The organism is Algoriphagus sp. Y33 (assembly GCF_014838715.1).
Taxonomy (GTDB): domain Bacteria; phylum Bacteroidota; class Bacteroidia; order Cytophagales; family Cyclobacteriaceae; genus Algoriphagus.
This window is the reverse complement of the sequence record NZ_CP061947.1, coordinates 1-16,273: the sequence shown is the minus strand read 5'-3', so window position 1 is coordinate 16,273 and position 16,273 is coordinate 1. Positions and strand designations below refer to the sequence as shown.

Genomic DNA, 16,273 nt, shown 5'->3' with positions numbered 1-16,273 from the left:
CCTGGATTTGGGGTTTTGTTAATTGGCGTCATTAGTCAAATTTGGGTTTAAAGTTTAAAAACTCATTCTTCACAAGTTTAGTTTAATCTTCAAGTTAAAAAACATTCATGAATTAGGTCTTGGCAGATCTGAATGAAAATAAACTTCATCCCACTGCTAAAATGGAAGGCGAAAAACAATTAGTCATTAATTCTATATTGGGGATGGTGTGTTCAGTGGCTGTTACTCTAAGAGATAATAGAAAACCTGAACCCTCTGCGACCCGACAAGTAATCCAGTCTTAGTTTAAACCACAAAAACCTGACGAAAGTCAGCCTAAATACTGAGTTCTGACAGGCAAAGCGACAGCAATTGGGTCTAGTTTTACTTTTTCTTAACAACTTAAATCTTCCCTTATACATATGTCACAGCACATCACGGCACATAGCTTTCATATTCCTGTCATGGGATTAGGATATACTGTAGATACTCCGATTAAAGTTGCCAAATATGGCATTTCCAGCGTGATTTCCATCATGGATGATTACCTGCTGGAGGATATGCGGAAAATCTACTCAAAAAAATATGTGCGCGAATTTGTTTCAATTGCGGATACAGAAGAAGATTATCGGGCAAAACGGGTCACCGCTTACCTGAATTTGACCCAATCCATAGTAGAGGAACAATTCAATAAATTGATAAATGAAGATTGGGCAACTAACACTGAGCTCAGAAAATATCTGGATCTACTTCCTGAAAATGCCCCACTTCTGAAGTGGGCTCAAAAACTAGAAGGAGCTTCGAATTCAGAAAAATTTCAGCCCAATGAGGAGTTAAAATCCAAGTTGAGTATGGGTGCCATAGATGTGAACATCATGACAAAGGTGGACAAGCTCAACAGTGATAAGGAAGGCAATCAATTGCCCAGAGAATATTCAGATGCCTTATCTGCACTACGTGGATTTGCCAAGAGTAACGTAAATGGATCTGTGGTCTTCTCGGCAGGAATGAATCCTGCTCTGTACAGTTATGCTGAGCAATTTTCAGAATTTTACCCAAACCAATTCGGAGAGCTTCCAAAAGGAATTATTTTAAAAGTGAGTGATTACAGATCTGCCTTAATCCAGGGAAAATTCTTGGCTAAGAAGGGGCTTTGGATCTCAGAATTCAGAATTGAGTCTGGGCTGAATTGCGGAGGCCATGCCTTTGCCACTGATGGATTCCTTATCGGGCCAATTTTGGAAGAATTCAAAAACAATAGAAACGAACTTTTTCAAACGCTTTATGAAACATGCCAAAAATCACTGGAGAACAAAGGGTTCAAAACGCTTTCAGAAAGGCCCACTTTCAAGATAACTTACCAAGGCGGAATCGGAACAGCCACAGAAGACAGCTTCTTGCGGGCGTACTATGAGCTTGACGGAACAGGCTGGGGGAGTCCATTTCTCCTTGTACCGGAAGCTACATCCGTGGATGATGACACCTTGGAGCGTTTACTCAAAGCCAAAAAATCCGATTTCTACCTTAGTCATGCTTCCCCTCTTGGAGTACCTTTCAACAATCTACGAATATCCTCTGGAGAAGAGCAACGCCTGGCAAGAATCGAAAAAAACCGGGCAGGAAGTCCTTGCTACAAGAAGTTTCTTTCCAACAATACCGAGTTCACAGAACAACCGATTTGTACTGCATCCAGACAATATCAAGGCCTTAAAGCCAAGCAATTTGATTCAGTCGCACTTGCGTCTGAAGAAGTGGACAATGTACTGGCCAAAGATTGTCTTTGCGAGGGATTAAGCGCTCCGGCAATTTTGGCAGCAGGAGAAACACCACGCCGAAATCTAACTGCAGTCACCATTTGTCCAGGACCAAACCTGGCCTATTTCAAAGGCACTTTCACACTCAAAGAAATGGCAGACCATATCTACGGAAAGTTTTCCTTAAATGTAGACTTGGAAAGGCCCCATGTATTTGTCAAGGAATTGCAGCTCTACGTGGCTTATTTGAAAAAGGAATTTGAAACCAAAATCACTGAGAAAGCAGCCAAAAAGGAAGCCTACTTGGATAAATTCAGAAGCAATTTGATAGACGGAGTCGGCTATTACCAGAAAATGATCAACTCCGTACAACTGGATTCTGAAGATATTTTACTAAAAATGAAAGAACAGTTTCAAAGCCTTAAAAAAGAAATAGAGTCTTTCAGTGTACGGTTAAAAGCAGAAGTAGTCTAATGTAATTACTCATGTGCCTTTTATTTCAACATTAGGTTTCAATTGCAAGAAAATCAGGCTGTTTGGAGGCTGAGTCCGCCGCGGAGGATATGGTGAAGGCGAAAACAGAAACGAAGTAGCTGATTTTGAATAAATTAGAACCCGAAATAACTTGTGCGCCGTGGCGTAGAATTGCTAATGTATATTTCGGTGTCAATTAACTGGACGGCTCTTTGTTTTATTAATAGATCAACAAAAAAGCCGGGCTATCCCGGCTTTTTTGTCATATCCTTTTTCAGCTTTAATCTCCCGTAAATAGCTTAAGCACATCGTTCCCGATCGCAAAAACCATCAGAGCCAGCAGGATTACCATTCCTACCTTCTGGGCATTTTCCAAGAATCCATCTGAAGGTGCCCGCCCGGAAATCATCTCATAAAGCAGGAAAATCACATGCCCCCCGTCCAAAGCCGGAATTGGAAGCAAATTCATAAATGCCAAAATCATAGAGATCAAACCGGTGATTGTCCAGAATTTCGTCCAGTTCCAGGTATCCCCGTATATTTTTGCCATACCGATAGGACCACTTACATTTTTGGTGGATACTTCACCAGTAAACATCTTGCCCATTGCTTTGGCATTTACTATGACCACCGTAAAAGCCTTGTTAGTACCTTTCTTAATCGACTCTGAAAAGCCATACTTTCGCTGTACCATCTCGATCATAGGGGTTACAGCTATGTCTATCGTACCTCGCTCAGTGACAGCCACCATTTTGTGAATAGTATCATTTCCGCTAGTCAATAGTTCAATATCCGCTTCTTGACTTTTGGCTTTTGCCAATTCCGATTGAAGCTCATCAAAGTAAGTAATCTGCTGACCGTTTATTGAAAGTATCTTATCTTCTACTGTGATACCTGCCTCATCTGCCGCCCCTCCCTTATCTATCTTCCGCAACTCGAAAGGATATCGGATATCCACGAAGCTATTGATTGCTTCCTTGCTGTTAAAAGAGTTGATAAACCCTCTAGGTATATCCACTTTAATAATCTCTCCGTCACGGTCTACTGTGTAATAGCCATTTTCGCTAAGTAACGCTGATCCTGCCGTTAAATCACCTAGGGATTGATATGGCTCTCCATTGACATCCAAAATCTTATCTCCGGTTTTTAACCCAATTGACTCACCTATTTCTAATGCTACAATACCGTTTTCTACGACTTGGTCACGGGAGAAATACGTCTCACCATTATTATAGACTAAAATCACAAAGATGATAATCCCTGTTACCACATTGACGATAATACCGCCAAGCATCACAATCAGACGCTGCCAAGCAGGTTTAGAGCGGAATTCCCAAGGCTGGGGTTCTCCTGCCATTTGCTCAGAATCCATGGATTCGTCCACCATTCCGGAAATCTTCACAAAGCCCCCCAATGGTATAGCTCCTATGGAATACTCCGTCTCTCCCCACTGGAAACCGGCAATTTTCGGAGGAAATCCAATTGAAAACTTTTCTACTCTCATGCCAAACATCTTGGCGGTAAGCAAGTGACCCAGTTCGTGTAAACCCACCAGAATTGATAATCCCAGGAGTAATTGGCCCACCATAATTAAGGTATCCATTATACTTTATTCGTTATTAGTTCTTTAGTAATTTCCCTTGCCCTCATATCCGTCTCCACATAATCATCCAAATTAGGATGTGCAATAAACTCAGCTTTTTCGAGAGTTTCGCCAATCAAATCAGACATTTCCAGAAAACCCACTTCTTTATTCAAGAAAGCAGCCACAGCTATTTCATTGGCAGCATTCAACACACAAGGCGAGTTGCCGCCTTGTGCAAGGGCATCGTACGCCAATTGAAGGTTTTTGAAAGTCTTTAAATCAGGTTGCTCGAAGGTCAATTGAGGGTAATTCATGAAATCAAATCTTTCGAAATCACTTTTCAGCCGGTCTGGAAAGCTTAGGGCAAACTGAATTGGGATACGCATATCAGGTAATCCGAGTTGTGCTTTAATCGATCCATCTTCAAACTGCACCATAGAATGAATAATACTCTGCGGATGTACCACTACGTCTATTTGCTCAGTTCTCAAGCCAAAAAGCCATTTAGCTTCGATCACTTCCAACCCCTTGTTCATCAAAGAAGCCGAGTCAATGGTAATTTTTGCTCCCATTTCCCAATTGGGATGCTTGAGAGCCTGTTCTCGGGTGACAGCCTCTAAAAAATCTCTATCCTTCCCTCTAAATGGCCCTCCAGAAGCAGTGAGAATGATTTTTTCTATAGGATTGTGAAATTCACCGATTAAACATTGGAAAATTGCCGAATGCTCCGAGTCAACAGGGTAGATATTGACCCGGTTCTCTTTGGCCAAGGCAGTGATTATTTCCCCTGCTACCACCAGAGTTTCCTTGTTGGCAAGTGCAATTTGCTTTCCTGCTTTAATGGCATTAACCGTAGGGATCAAGCCAGAATAACCAACCAATGCTGTCAATACCACATCGATCGTATCCATTTCCACCACTTGGGAAATCGCCCTGATACCGGCATACACCTTAATGTCCTTTGGAATTAAGGCGTCGCGCACTTTTGTATAAAGACTTTCATTTCCGATCACCACTGCATTTGGAATAAATTCCAGTGCCTGCGCGATCAATAAATCCGCATTATTCTGCGCAGTAAGAACCTCTACAATAAAATCTTCTGGATGCTGACGAATTACGGCTAGGGTTTGAGTACCAATACTTCCGGTGCTGCCCAGGATGGCTACGCGTTTGGGTTCTGTCATTAAATTTAAAATTGCTGAGTAATTAAAACCCTTAAGATTTGGGGAGTTGTCTCACTAGCTGACAAAATTACAAGATGCTCAGACTTTTCCTCGTACAAATCGTCAGTTTTTGCCAAATGGCACAATATTTAAATGTAATTATCAACAAAGATGCCAGTGCCTCTAGTTTCTTTGCTTCTCAAGTCAGAAGCCCCCTTCGGGGATGACGGGAGACTAACACCTTCTGTCGAGTTCTTAGCAGTTTCTGATGATATAGTTTTACCTCTTTAGTGGCACAAAAGCAATCAATGCAAAATAATAAAGCTTTAAACTAAATGACACCTCTTTTCGGAGCTTAAAAAATGTGAATTTACTCAACTGTAAATCTTCACTTTCGTCAACTTGATAAACGATCCGCCTATGAACAGTCTATTCAAAACAACAGGAGTTTCCTTTCTCGCAGGCTTAGCAGGAGCTGCGGTTTGGACTACAATCAATTTTAGTGAAGCAGCGCATCAAGATGATTTCTTTCCTAAAAATCAAACCGAAGTAACTTTTGCTTCGCAATATAGACCTTCAGAAAGTGTACGTTCTACCGCTGAGGCTCCTATTTCATTTGTAGAGGCATCTGAAAACAGTACAGAATCAGTCGTATTCATCAAGAACTTTTCCGGAACGGATCCGAGAAGGTATAGCATGTTTGATTATTTCTTCGGAGGTGGCGGAGCCCCTTCTCAGCAAGTAAGCACAGGATCGGGAGTAATTATCTCCAGAGATGGCTACATCGTGACCAACAACCACGTGATAGACAGAGCAGAAACTATTGAAGTCGTGCATAAGAAAAGAACCTACAAGGCGAAGCTTGTAGGCACAGACAAAAATACCGATATCGCAGTTTTGAAAATCGAAGAAACAGGACTTCCGGCGATCAAGCGTGGCAGTAGTCGTGACTTAAAAATCGGTGAATGGGTATTGGCTGTGGGAAATCCATTCAACCTAACCTCAACTGTCACAGCCGGAATCGTGTCTGCTAAAGAGCGTCAAATCAATATTCTGGGAGGGGATTTCCCGTTGGAAAGCTTTATACAGACAGACGCTCCTATTAATCCCGGTAACTCAGGAGGAGCTTTGGTAAACGTGAATGGAGAACTGGTAGGGATAAATACTGCAATTTTATCCAGAACCGGCTCATATACGGGATATGGATTTGCAGTACCTGTGGATATTGCGATGAAGGTATCAAATGATTTGATTCAATACGGCGAAGTTCAAAAGGCCATTCCGGGAATTGAAGCTGTCGAAATCACCCCGGAATTGGCAGAAGAAATGAACATACAGACACTTGATGGCGTGATCGTCACCCACGTAATCAAGGATGGAGCAGCTGAAAGAGCCGGATTGAAACGTAATGATGTGATCACCAAACTCGGATCTCAGGCAATAACAGGAAAAGGGAGTTTTGAAGAGGCAATTTCCTATTATTACCCAGGCGATCAACTTTCTGTAAGCTACCTCAGAAATGGTTCGGCAAAAACAGCCGATCTGCAACTCCAGAACCTTGAGGGAGGCAATGGGGTAATCAAAAGGGAATTCTACAGTTCCGGTATTTTGGGAGCAAGACTGGAAGCGGTCAATACGATTGAGAAAGACAAGTTTGGTGTCAATTACGGAATCAAAATCACAGGGTTGACCCGGGGCTATTTAAGAGAACTGGGATTAAGAGAAGGATTTATAATCACCCAGGTCAACGGAGACCCTGCAAAGGATCCCAATAAAGTAGGCGCATATTTAGAGAAATTCAGCGGAAGGCTACTTCTCGAGGGCGTCGCATCCAACGGACAGCCATTTATGCAGAGTTATAATGTGAGGTAGATAAAAAAAACATCAGTATAGTAATGGCCTATCCCAAAAATTTCAGGATAGGCCATTACTGTTTAAAAATTATTGGAACTTCTTTCTAAAATTTCGTCAAAGACTAGAGGAATGTAGCCATCACCTGAATTTTAATGCAAAAAAACAGTTAGTCTCTTGGCAGAATAAACTTCCATCACCCTACCTAATTTCCCTCATAGGACATTCTTATTCCTTTATTATTTTTTGCTGTGATATCATTTCATTGTTCAGATATATATTCAATATATAGACTCCATTTTTTTGAAAGTTATCCTCAGATATCAACATTTCATACTCCCCTTTATCCTGATGTTCTGATGAAATCAAAACAGCTACCTTTTCCCCTAGGTCAGACATAATTATAGCATTGACATCCCCTTCCTCAGGCAAAACATATTTTACAGTTGCGGAAGAAGTTACAGGGTTAGGATAAACAACAGACATCTGCATATCAAATGGTGATATACAATCGCTGGTATGAATTGTTTTCGAAACATTATAAGTCACACTTCCTGAAGGGGTACAATTATACGTAACGGTACACGTAATGGTGAAATTCCCACTCGCAGTAGGCCTTCCAGTGACCCACTCTTGATTAGTAGGGGTATCAAATACAAAATTAGTTCCAGACCAACTATAAGTACCTGATCCTGAAGATACTGATTCAAGCAAACCATATCTCCAGTGAGGATGAACTGATGGGTATCCACCACAAGTACCTTCAAAAATTGTCGGAGCAGATGGGCATGCCCTACAATCAACAGGAATGCATTCACAACAAGGTTCTGAGCCCGCTTTGTACTTTGTGACACAAACTTGGCCAAGTCCACTAGAAACACCTTTAACTGACACACTAGTTCCGGTATTTGAACCTACAATTGTCAACCCACCGGTTGTTGACCAAAAATAACCTGCACCTGAAGTGGCAGATGTTGAATAAGTTTTAGTCTGATTTACATTTATATCGCTATGTCCAGAAATCACACAGGTCTGCGAAAAACTTGATATAACCGGCACGAGTAAAAACAAAGCGAAAATAACCTTGTACATTAAATTTTTCATAATTAGGGCTAGTTAAAATGATAAATAATATAGAAACACGAAGTACATGAATAAAATATTACGTATATCCGCATGAATGCCCATACTAGAATTATGCCTGGCTCTTTACTGAAAAAATTCCCTGAAACCGTCTAAAAAAAGGGAATTGCTAAATTTGAACCTCCAGCATTAATTCAAAGTTCGTAAGTTCAGATACACATTTAAAATATAGCAAAATTCCTCCAGCAATCATAACTATGAATTATTTTTATTTAATGAAAAGCAATGATTTGTAAATCAAGTGCATAAAAAATTAAGCTCCTGAAAATTCATTTTCAGGAGCATCCCTAACTTCAAATTCCTACTCCAAGGCGGTGCAATCTTTAAAATCGACGAATGGATATTGGTAAGATTGACAAAGGTTCATACAACTGTTGCGAGGTGCCATCCTTTGTTAGCTCAGCTACCTAAACCACATATTCATCATCCACATCTGAGGATTTCCAATCAAAAGATTGAGTTTGATCCCGCTCAATGAAATTCTCTGAATTCTAAAGTAAGACAGGCAGAAGATCCGGGGCAGCTGGATCAAGTTCTTCTTTCGTCAGCACCAAATCATTGATCCCTGATAAAATGGAAGGTGTAAATTATCTTGCGATGGTCAACCTTAGTTCTGCTCCATCGGAAAGACTGATAAGACATCCCGATGTATCTACTTCCATTTTCTAAACAGTATCTGTATGCACAGGAAGACAGGGAATCCTCTGGTACATTTAGTACACCAACGTCTACTGCATACTGTCCACCTAAGGTATTGGCAACAGCGTAGTCTTTATTTAGTAGGAGGTGACTTGTGGGTTATGGGTGGAGGAACATCGGTTTTATCCCAGACCTGTTATGGAGAAAAATCCCGTTTCTAGCACAAAAGTCCATATGCTGAATGGCTTTCCGGAATAGGGGCGGATAAGTCTGAAAAGATTATTGATGAAATTCGGTACCATTCTTTCCTTATTTACGGCTGGCGAAGAGAGACCCTTAGAAGTAACTGGCAGAGAAAAAATCAGTAGAATCACTGATGGCAATTTTGAGAAAGTGAGAAGTTACTTGTATTTCTTGGATTGGAATTTATTAATTTCAGTGATTCCTCTCTCAAAAGCATACCGGCCTGCTCTTCTACCCAATCTTGCTCCAATTAGTTGATTTTTTTCGCAAAGATTCTTCTCAAACATCTTTTTGATTCAGGGCAGCGATTCCATTAAACCCAGATTAGAACCAAAAAATTCAGGATAAAACCAATATGTTAATGAATCATAATTTTTTTATGAAATATTCTTTATATTTCGGTCTAATTTAAATCAATTGCATAATGAAAAAAAGTGTACTATTAACCTTCTTACTATGTATGTTTTTGCAATATTCTTTTGCTCAAACTACATCAGTGACAGGAAAGGTTACTTCTGCCGAGGACGGGAGTCTGATCCCCGGTGTAAGTATCCTGGTAAAAGGCACCAATGTAGGTGCCGTGACAGATTTGGAAGGCAAGTATTCCATAAGCTTGCCGGCCGAAGGAGAAGTTTTGGTCTTCTCGTTTATAGGCATGGCTACCCAAGAAGTACCGGTGGGTGGTCGGACCGTCATCGATGTTATATTGGACTATGATGCTGCGGAATTGTCGGAAGTGGTAGTAACGGCCTTAGGGGTCGTAAGAAACAGAAATGAACTCGCCTATTCTGCCCAAGAGGTGAAAGGAGATCAGGTATCAAGGGCTAGATCAGCGGATTTTGTGAGCACGCTTTCTGGCAAAGTTGCCGGGTTGGACATCCGTACCAACAATACCATGGGAGGATCCACCAATGTTGTCATCCGTGGTTATTCCTCTATTTCGGGAAATAATCAGGCCTTGTTTGTAATCGATGGTGTTCCTGTAAGTAATGCAAACAACAATACCGCTGGCCAGCAAGCCGGTGGTGTAGGAGTGGATTACGGAAATGCCGCGGCTGACATCAACCCTGACAACATTGAGTCTGTCAATGTACTGAAAGGGGCTGCTGCGACAGCCTTGTATGGTTCACGGGCAGCAAATGGTGTGATTATGATTACAACCAAGAAAGGTAAAAAGAACAGCATGAATATCGCTGTAAACAGTGGTGTCATCTGGAGCAGCATTGATAAGAGCACTTTTGTAGAATACCAGAAGGAATATGGTGCAGGTTATTTCCCAGGATTCAGGACTTCCCAGGATCTGGGCAGTGGGGTAGCACCGGTCGTAAGGTTTCAGGATGATGCATCCTACGGACCTGCCTTTGATCCAAACTTGCAGGTTTATCAATGGGATGCAATCGACCCGACCTCTCCTAACTTTGGTAAAACCCGGGCTTGGCTTCCGGCTGCAAATGATCCGAGTACATTTTACGAGACAGGCTTAAATTCTAATCAGAGTATAACCATAAGCGGAGGTGGAGATGAGACTACCTTTAACCTTGGCTACACCAGAAACGACATTAAAGGTAACCTTCCAAACAGTAACATTGATAAGAACATGATCAACTTCACTGCTTCTTATAATGCTACCGAGAAGCTGACAGTGAGTGCTTCAGCAAACTACACCAACACCAAGGGTATGGGCAGATATGGAACAGGATACAATGGTAGAAATCCTAACCAGACTTTTAGACAATGGTGGCAGACCAACGTGGACATCAAAGAACAGGAGGCCGCCTACCTCAGAAATCGGCAGAATGAAACCTGGAACTGGAATGCTTCCAATACAGGCCCCATCTATTCTGACAATCCTTATTGGTCAGCTTGGGAAAATTACTCCAATGACGAAAGGGACAATATCTATGGCTATGTCATGCTCAATTACAAACTTACCGATTGGATGAGCATCATGGGTAGAACTACCCTGAACTCCACCACGGATATGCAGGAAGAGCGATTGGCCGTGGGAAGTACTGCCGTAAGTCAATACGCCAGATACAATAGGGAACATAAGGAATCCAACTATGATTTGATGTTGAGCTTCAACAAGAATATTTCCGAAAGCTTCTCCTTTAACGGTCTCCTGGGAGGTAATATACGTAGAGAAGAGACCAGCTCAATACGCGCAAGTACCAATGGCGGACTTGTCGTTCCCGGGCTGTATTCACTGTCTAACTCCGTCAATCCTATTAATCCACCACAAGAGGAGTATTTCCGAAGAGGTGTTGATGGTGTGTTTGCCAATGCCAACTTTGGCTACAAGGAGAAGCTTTTCCTTGAATTGTCAGCTCGCCAAGATAAATCCACTACACTGCCAGATGGAGACAATACCTATTTCTACCCTGCAGTAGGTGCAAACTACGTACTTACGGATGCCTTTAAAAGCGTTTCATGGATTTCCCACGGTAAAATCAGAGCAAATTACGCCGAGGTAGGTAATGATGCTGATCCATTGAGTATCTATGATATCTATGACAAGCCTACCGGCTTTGGCTCTATTCCGATTTTTTCGCTTCCAAACACTAAGAATAACTCCAGTTTGAAGCCAGAAAGACAGAAGAGCTTTGAGGCCGGTCTGGAAATGGATTTCTTCAATAGCTTGTTTGGATTTGACTTCACAGTGTATGAGTCGAGCACAATCGACCAAATCTTACCTGTGAACGTTACCTCTGCTTCAGGTTACACCCGAAGATATGTGAACGCAGGTGAAATGAAAAATAAAGGTATAGAAGTAAGTGCCTACGTTACACCTATCCAGACCAACAATTTCACTTGGGATCTTCGACTTAACTTTTCCCGCAACCGAAACGAGGTGATCAGCCTGTACGGTGAGGGGGATAACCAAGTGGACAATATTCCTTTGGCATCCTTTCAGGGCGGGGTATCTGTCAATGCTGCTGTTGGACAGCCTTACGGTGTAATCCGGGGTAATGACTTTGTATACACCAATGGAGAAAGAACTGTCGATGAGAACGGCTATTATATGGTAGATGGAAATGCCAGTACGATCATTGGGGATCCTAACCCCGACTGGTTGGGAGGTATCAACAATACTTTTACTTACAAGGGGGTATCCCTTGCCTTCCTAATCGATATCCGTAAGGGCGGTGACGTATGGTCGCTTGACCAGTGGTACGGTGAAGCGACAGGACTTTATCCCGAATCCGCAGGCTTAAATGACAGAGGTAATCCTTCTCGACTTCCTGTTTCTGAAGGTGGGGGAATATTGTTGCCTGGGGTAAAAGCAGATGGCACGCCTAACGACATCTATGCCGAAAATCAGGACGGAGATGGACTTACTCCATTTGGATATGCCGCTAACAACTATATTGGGGCTCCGAGGGCATGGTATGTATATGACGGTAGCTATGTCAAACTGAGAGAGCTTATCCTATCTTATTCTTTACCTAAGTCGCTATTTGGAAACAACAGTGCGATCAAAGGAGTCGACTTACAGTTGGTAGGCCGTAACCTATGGATCATCCATAAAAACATGAAGTATTCTGATCCTGAAGAAGGCTTGAGTTCCGGAAATGCCGGAAGAGGCTATCAAAGTGGTGCCTATCCAGCTATGAGGAATTATGGGTTTAACGTGAAATTAAATTTCTAAAATCACAGAAATGAAAAAAATAATTGTAAATCTATTGTGCTCATCCCTCCTTGTCGCATCTTCATGCGTCAGTGGTCTGGATGACTATAATCTAGATCAAAAAAATGCAACAAATGTCCCGCACGTAACATTGTTTACCGGGGCAGTTAAGAATCTGACGGATGCGCTGACTTCAGCGAGTGTTAACTCTAATAACTACAGGTTCTACGTTCAGCACTGGACATCCACCCAATATTTGGATGAGCCAAGGTATAATATGACCTCCAGACTTATTCCACAGAATATGTGGCAAAGTCTTTACCGCGATGTCTTAATGGATCTCAAGGAGTCCAAGAGACTTCTGATGGAAGATAACGTCACACTCGAAAGTGTAAAGAATAATCAATTGGCTCAAATCGAGATCATGGAAGTATATGCTTGGTCTGTTCTGTTAAATACTTTCGGAGATGTTCCTTACACTGAAGCACTCGATCCAGAAAATTCTCTACCTGTGTATGATGATGCTCAAACTACCTATAATACGATCTTGGGACGTTTGAACAACGCGTTGAGCTTGATTACTCCCGCAGCCGCAGGTTATGCTGGAGGAGATCTACTATATGAAGGAGATATGGAAAAATGGGTAAAGTTTGGTAATTCCCTCAAGTTGAAGTTGGCCATGGTCATTGCGGACGTGGATCCGTCACAGGCCAAAACACTGGTGGAGGCAGCTGCTCCTAATGTGTTTACAAGCAATGCTGATAACGCTACTTTCCCTTATTTAACTTCTCAGCCGAACAACAACCCGGTTTCTAACGCTGTAAAAGGTCCATTTACGGCAAGGGAAGATTACGTGGCTGCCAGCACTTTGGTTGATGCCATGAACGAACTGAGTGATCCAAGGAGAGCGCAGTATTTCTCTCTGGTAAATGGAGAATACATTGGAGGAAGATATGGCTACCCTAATAGCTACTCTGCCTTCTCTACAGTGAGTGCGAAAGTGGCAGATCCTACCAATGAAGGTCTGTTGCTCGACTATTCCGAAGTTAGTTTCTTATTGGCAGAAGCTCTGGAAAGAGGATTTGCCGTAGGAGGAACTGCTGAATCGCACTACAGTAATGCTATTACTGCTTCCATCACATATTGGGGAGGGACTTCCGCAGAAGCTGTTGCTTATCTGGCTCAACCCACTGTGGCTTATGGTAGTGCAGCGGGTGACTGGAAAAATGTTATTGGAACCCAAAAATGGATTGCCTTATACAATAGAGGTTATGATGCATGGTTAGAATGGAGAAGGCTAGATGCCCCAAATTTACAGCCACCTGCAATTGAAGGAGCTGGTGCTCTAGTCATTCCTCAAAGATTGATTTACCCTATCAACGAACAAACTCTGAACGGGGCCAACAGATCTTCTGCTGCCGCTGCTATTGGAGGAGATAGTTCTGATACTCCATTATGGTGGAAAGGCAATTAATAGTAAATCTTACACCAAAAAATGAGTTAGTTCCGAAATTGTATTAAAAAAACATAAACGGTTAATTTTAAAAAGCCGGCTTAAAAAAGCCGGCTTTTTTCTTCTTTTAAACTTGGTCAATCAAGTTGATTTACCTGATCTTATGACTCTGTAATGTATAAGGTTTACTTGAGCTAATTATGTAAGCCCAGACCCGGCCTAGCATTCTATTTTTTTAACAATAGAATTTATTCATCAAATTTTGTTATTTTAACTCTCACAGATCATACACAGCTACCCCATGAAAACCGTCACAAAATCCTGCGAAAACTGTCTGGAAGAATTCAGCGTTGCATTGGCTGACCTCACTGACTATGGAAGTCGTGCAAAAAACGGAAAGTTGAACGAAGCGCAATCAAGAGATCTCTTGAGGCATTTTGAAAAAACTCACGAATTGGCACTGACTGTAATTACCAAGTATCTAATACAGCTCGGAAAAGGCCCTTTCTCGGGTTCAAGAGATTTGACAGTGGAAGCTTTTCATGCAGACCTAATCGATGACGGAAAAGCGTGGCTGGACATCGTCATAGACAGAATTCAATACAACCCTGTTTATCCTATTGACACTCAGGAGAAATTCTTGGAAAACATCAAAAAGAAGTACATCAGACTGCTACTGCGATTCGAAGACACCATGGGCAAAAAATTGAATGAATAGAACTTACCCAAGGTAAGTCAACAGTAACTTTTGTGATAAGTAAGTAGAAAAAGGCTGTAGAAAAAAAATATTATCAACCTGATTTAAAGCTAGTTTGAAGTTAGGACAAGCTAAAAAAAGCTTAACTCTAAATTTACACTACTTCGGTCACCTGTCTTCGGTCTTCCGTCCGGGTAAAGCGAAGAGAAAATAGCCAATTATATAATCGAGGATAATCGGATGTATCAATAAGACCTCATCTTAAACTTTTTCTTCAATTCCAGCACAGCATTTCGGAATGAATTATCCGTCTCCATGATATCATTCACCGTTTGTACCGCGTGAATCACTGTAGAGTGGTCCCTTCCACCAAAATGGTAACCTATTGATTTTAAAGAATGGTTGGTGAATTCTTTGCAAAAATACATAGCCACCTGACGAGCAGTTACTATTTCTTTTTTACGCGTTTTCGCCTTGAGATCATCAAGTGCAATTCCATAATATTCCGAAACAGTCTTTTGAATAAAATCAACTCCAACTTCCGTTTCTATATCCTTGATGATATTCTTCATCACAGTCTTTGCAAGTTCCAAGCTGATTTCTACACGGTTTAAAGAAGCATGCGCAATAAGTGAAATAAGAATTCCTTCCAATTCACGGACATTGGTGTCTACTGTGTAAGCAAGGTATTCTACCACATCGTCAGGAATTATAATGCCCTCAGATTGCATTTTCCTACGAATAATCGCCACTCTAGTCTCAAAATCAGGCATTTGCAAATCAGCCGTCAATCCCCATTTGAATCGGGAAAGCAGTCGCTCCTCTAAGCCTTTCAGATCCCTAGGTGGACAATCCGAAGTCATAATGATTTGCTTCTTACTTTGATGAAGGTGATTAAAAATATGGAAAAACATTTCCTGAGTTCTGTCCTTTCCAGCCAAAAATTGAATATCATCAATTATCAAAACATCCACTTGCATGTAGAAATTGGTAAAGCTTTTCACATTTCCATCCTTGATGGAATCCATGAATTGATTTACGAATTTCTCCGAAGAAACATACAACACAAATTTGTCTTCAGGACCATTTTTGATCTCGTTACCGATTGCCTGGACAAGGTGAGTTTTGCCCAACCCTACTCCACCATAGACCATCAGGGGGTTAAAAGAAGTAATTCCAGGCTTTGTCGCTACAGCAAAACCTGCTGATCTCGCCAGTCTGTTACAATCTCCCTCTATATAAGTGGTAAAAGTATACGTAGGATTGAGATTACTATTCGTCAATGCTTCCGCATTAAGCGACTTCATCTCAAAAGGGGTCTTATCAGGTTCTACAGGAGCTTGAGATTTCTTATTCCCTGTATTTCCCTGAGGAAACGAAACCACGTAAGGCTGATTCGATGAGTTTCCCCGATCTACTACCACAGCATATTCCAATCTTCCGCTCTGCCCCAAAGTGGTTTTAATGGCAATCTTTAATTCCTGTACATAATTATCCTCCAGCCATTCGTAGAAGAATTGACTCGGAACCTGAATGGTCAGCGAAGTACCTTCAAGTTTGACGGGATTAATGGGCTTAAACCAAGTTGAAAAGCTCTGCTCATTGACGTGCTGTTCGATAACACGTAAACATTCATTCCAAACGGCGCTAGCTTCTGAACTCAT

Annotated in this window: 9 protein-coding genes; 5 read left to right on the top strand and 4 right to left on the bottom strand. The window is 41.6% G+C overall.

Annotated elements, in window-relative coordinates:
* Nucleotides 1-401 precede the first annotated feature (401 nt).
* Nucleotides 402-2,207 (top strand): hypothetical protein, encoded by a 1,806-nt coding sequence (locus tag ID165_RS00045; RefSeq protein ID WP_192348383.1) that lies wholly within the window; start codon nt 402-404, stop codon nt 2,205-2,207.
* A gap of 280 nt (nt 2,208-2,487) precedes the next feature.
* Here ID165_RS00045 and rseP read toward each other — a convergent pair whose 3' ends face one another.
* Together rseP and ID165_RS00035 are read right to left on the bottom strand one after the other, a co-directional pair.
* A complete protein-coding gene (gene rseP / locus ID165_RS00040; RefSeq protein WP_192348382.1) occupies nt 2,488-3,810 on the bottom strand; it encodes an RIP metalloprotease RseP in 1,323 nt (440 codons plus the stop codon).
* Nucleotides 3,810-4,976, bottom strand: coding sequence for a 1-deoxy-D-xylulose-5-phosphate reductoisomerase (locus ID165_RS00035; RefSeq protein ID WP_192348381.1), 1,167 nt, complete (start codon nt 4,974-4,976; stop codon nt 3,810-3,812). The genes rseP and ID165_RS00035 overlap by 1 nt, the downstream gene beginning before the upstream one ends.
* Nucleotides 4,977-5,375: 399 nt before the next feature.
* Between ID165_RS00035 and ID165_RS00030 the strand changes: the two genes are divergently transcribed.
* Nucleotides 5,376-6,827: a trypsin-like peptidase domain-containing protein gene (locus tag ID165_RS00030; protein ID WP_192348380.1), complete on the top strand. Its 1,452-nt coding sequence runs from the start codon at nt 5,376-5,378 to the stop codon at nt 6,825-6,827.
* A gap of 207 nt (nt 6,828-7,034) precedes the next feature.
* Here the strand turns inward: ID165_RS00030 and ID165_RS00025 are convergent, their stop codons facing one another.
* The gene (locus ID165_RS00025; RefSeq protein ID WP_192348379.1) at nt 7,035-7,910 is read right to left on the bottom strand and encodes a T9SS type A sorting domain-containing protein; all 876 of its coding nucleotides are present in this window, start codon (nt 7,908-7,910) and stop codon (nt 7,035-7,037) included.
* A 1,345-nt stretch (nt 7,911-9,255) separates the two neighbouring features.
* On the opposite strand from ID165_RS00025, the gene ID165_RS00020 reads away from it, so the two are divergent.
* From ID165_RS00020 to ID165_RS00010, 3 genes are all read left to right on the top strand, one after another.
* Nucleotides 9,256-12,480, top strand: a complete 3,225-nt coding sequence (locus ID165_RS00020) for a SusC/RagA family TonB-linked outer membrane protein (protein ID WP_192348378.1) — start codon at nt 9,256-9,258, stop codon at nt 12,478-12,480.
* Between the two features lie 10 nt (nt 12,481-12,490).
* A complete protein-coding gene (locus ID165_RS00015; protein WP_192348377.1) occupies nt 12,491-13,933 on the top strand; it encodes a SusD/RagB family nutrient-binding outer membrane lipoprotein in 1,443 nt (480 codons plus the stop codon).
* Between the two features lie 280 nt (nt 13,934-14,213).
* Entirely contained in the window at nt 14,214-14,630 is a 417-nt protein-coding gene (locus tag ID165_RS00010; RefSeq protein WP_192348376.1) for a nucleotidyltransferase substrate binding protein, read from the top strand.
* Between the two features lie 224 nt (nt 14,631-14,854).
* Here the strand turns inward: ID165_RS00010 and dnaA are convergent, their stop codons facing one another.
* Nucleotides 14,855-16,273, bottom strand: coding sequence for a chromosomal replication initiator protein DnaA (dnaA, locus tag ID165_RS00005; protein ID WP_192348375.1), 1,419 nt, complete (start codon nt 16,271-16,273; stop codon nt 14,855-14,857).

Bases quoted from the DNA above. Each gene is read 5' to 3' on its own strand.
- dnaA (WP_192348375.1), bottom strand. From the start codon at position 16,273: ATGAGTTCAGAAGCTAGCGCCGTTTGGAATGAATGTTTACGTGTTATC.
- rseP (WP_192348382.1), bottom strand. From the start codon at position 3,810: ATGGATACCTTAATTATGGTGGGCCAATTACTCCTGGGATTATCAATT.
- ID165_RS00030 (WP_192348380.1), top strand. From the start codon at position 5,376: ATGAACAGTCTATTCAAAACAACAGGAGTTTCCTTTCTCGCAGGCTTA.
- ID165_RS00035 (WP_192348381.1), bottom strand. From the start codon at position 4,976: ATGACAGAACCCAAACGCGTAGCCATCCTGGGCAGCACCGGAAGTATT.
- ID165_RS00020 (WP_192348378.1), top strand. From the start codon at position 9,256: ATGAAAAAAAGTGTACTATTAACCTTCTTACTATGTATGTTTTTGCAA.
- ID165_RS00045 (WP_192348383.1), top strand. From the start codon at position 402: ATGTCACAGCACATCACGGCACATAGCTTTCATATTCCTGTCATGGGA.
- ID165_RS00025 (WP_192348379.1), bottom strand. From the start codon at position 7,910: ATGAAAAATTTAATGTACAAGGTTATTTTCGCTTTGTTTTTACTCGTG.
- ID165_RS00010 (WP_192348376.1), top strand. From the start codon at position 14,214: ATGAAAACCGTCACAAAATCCTGCGAAAACTGTCTGGAAGAATTCAGC.
- ID165_RS00015 (WP_192348377.1), top strand. From the start codon at position 12,491: ATGAAAAAAATAATTGTAAATCTATTGTGCTCATCCCTCCTTGTCGCA.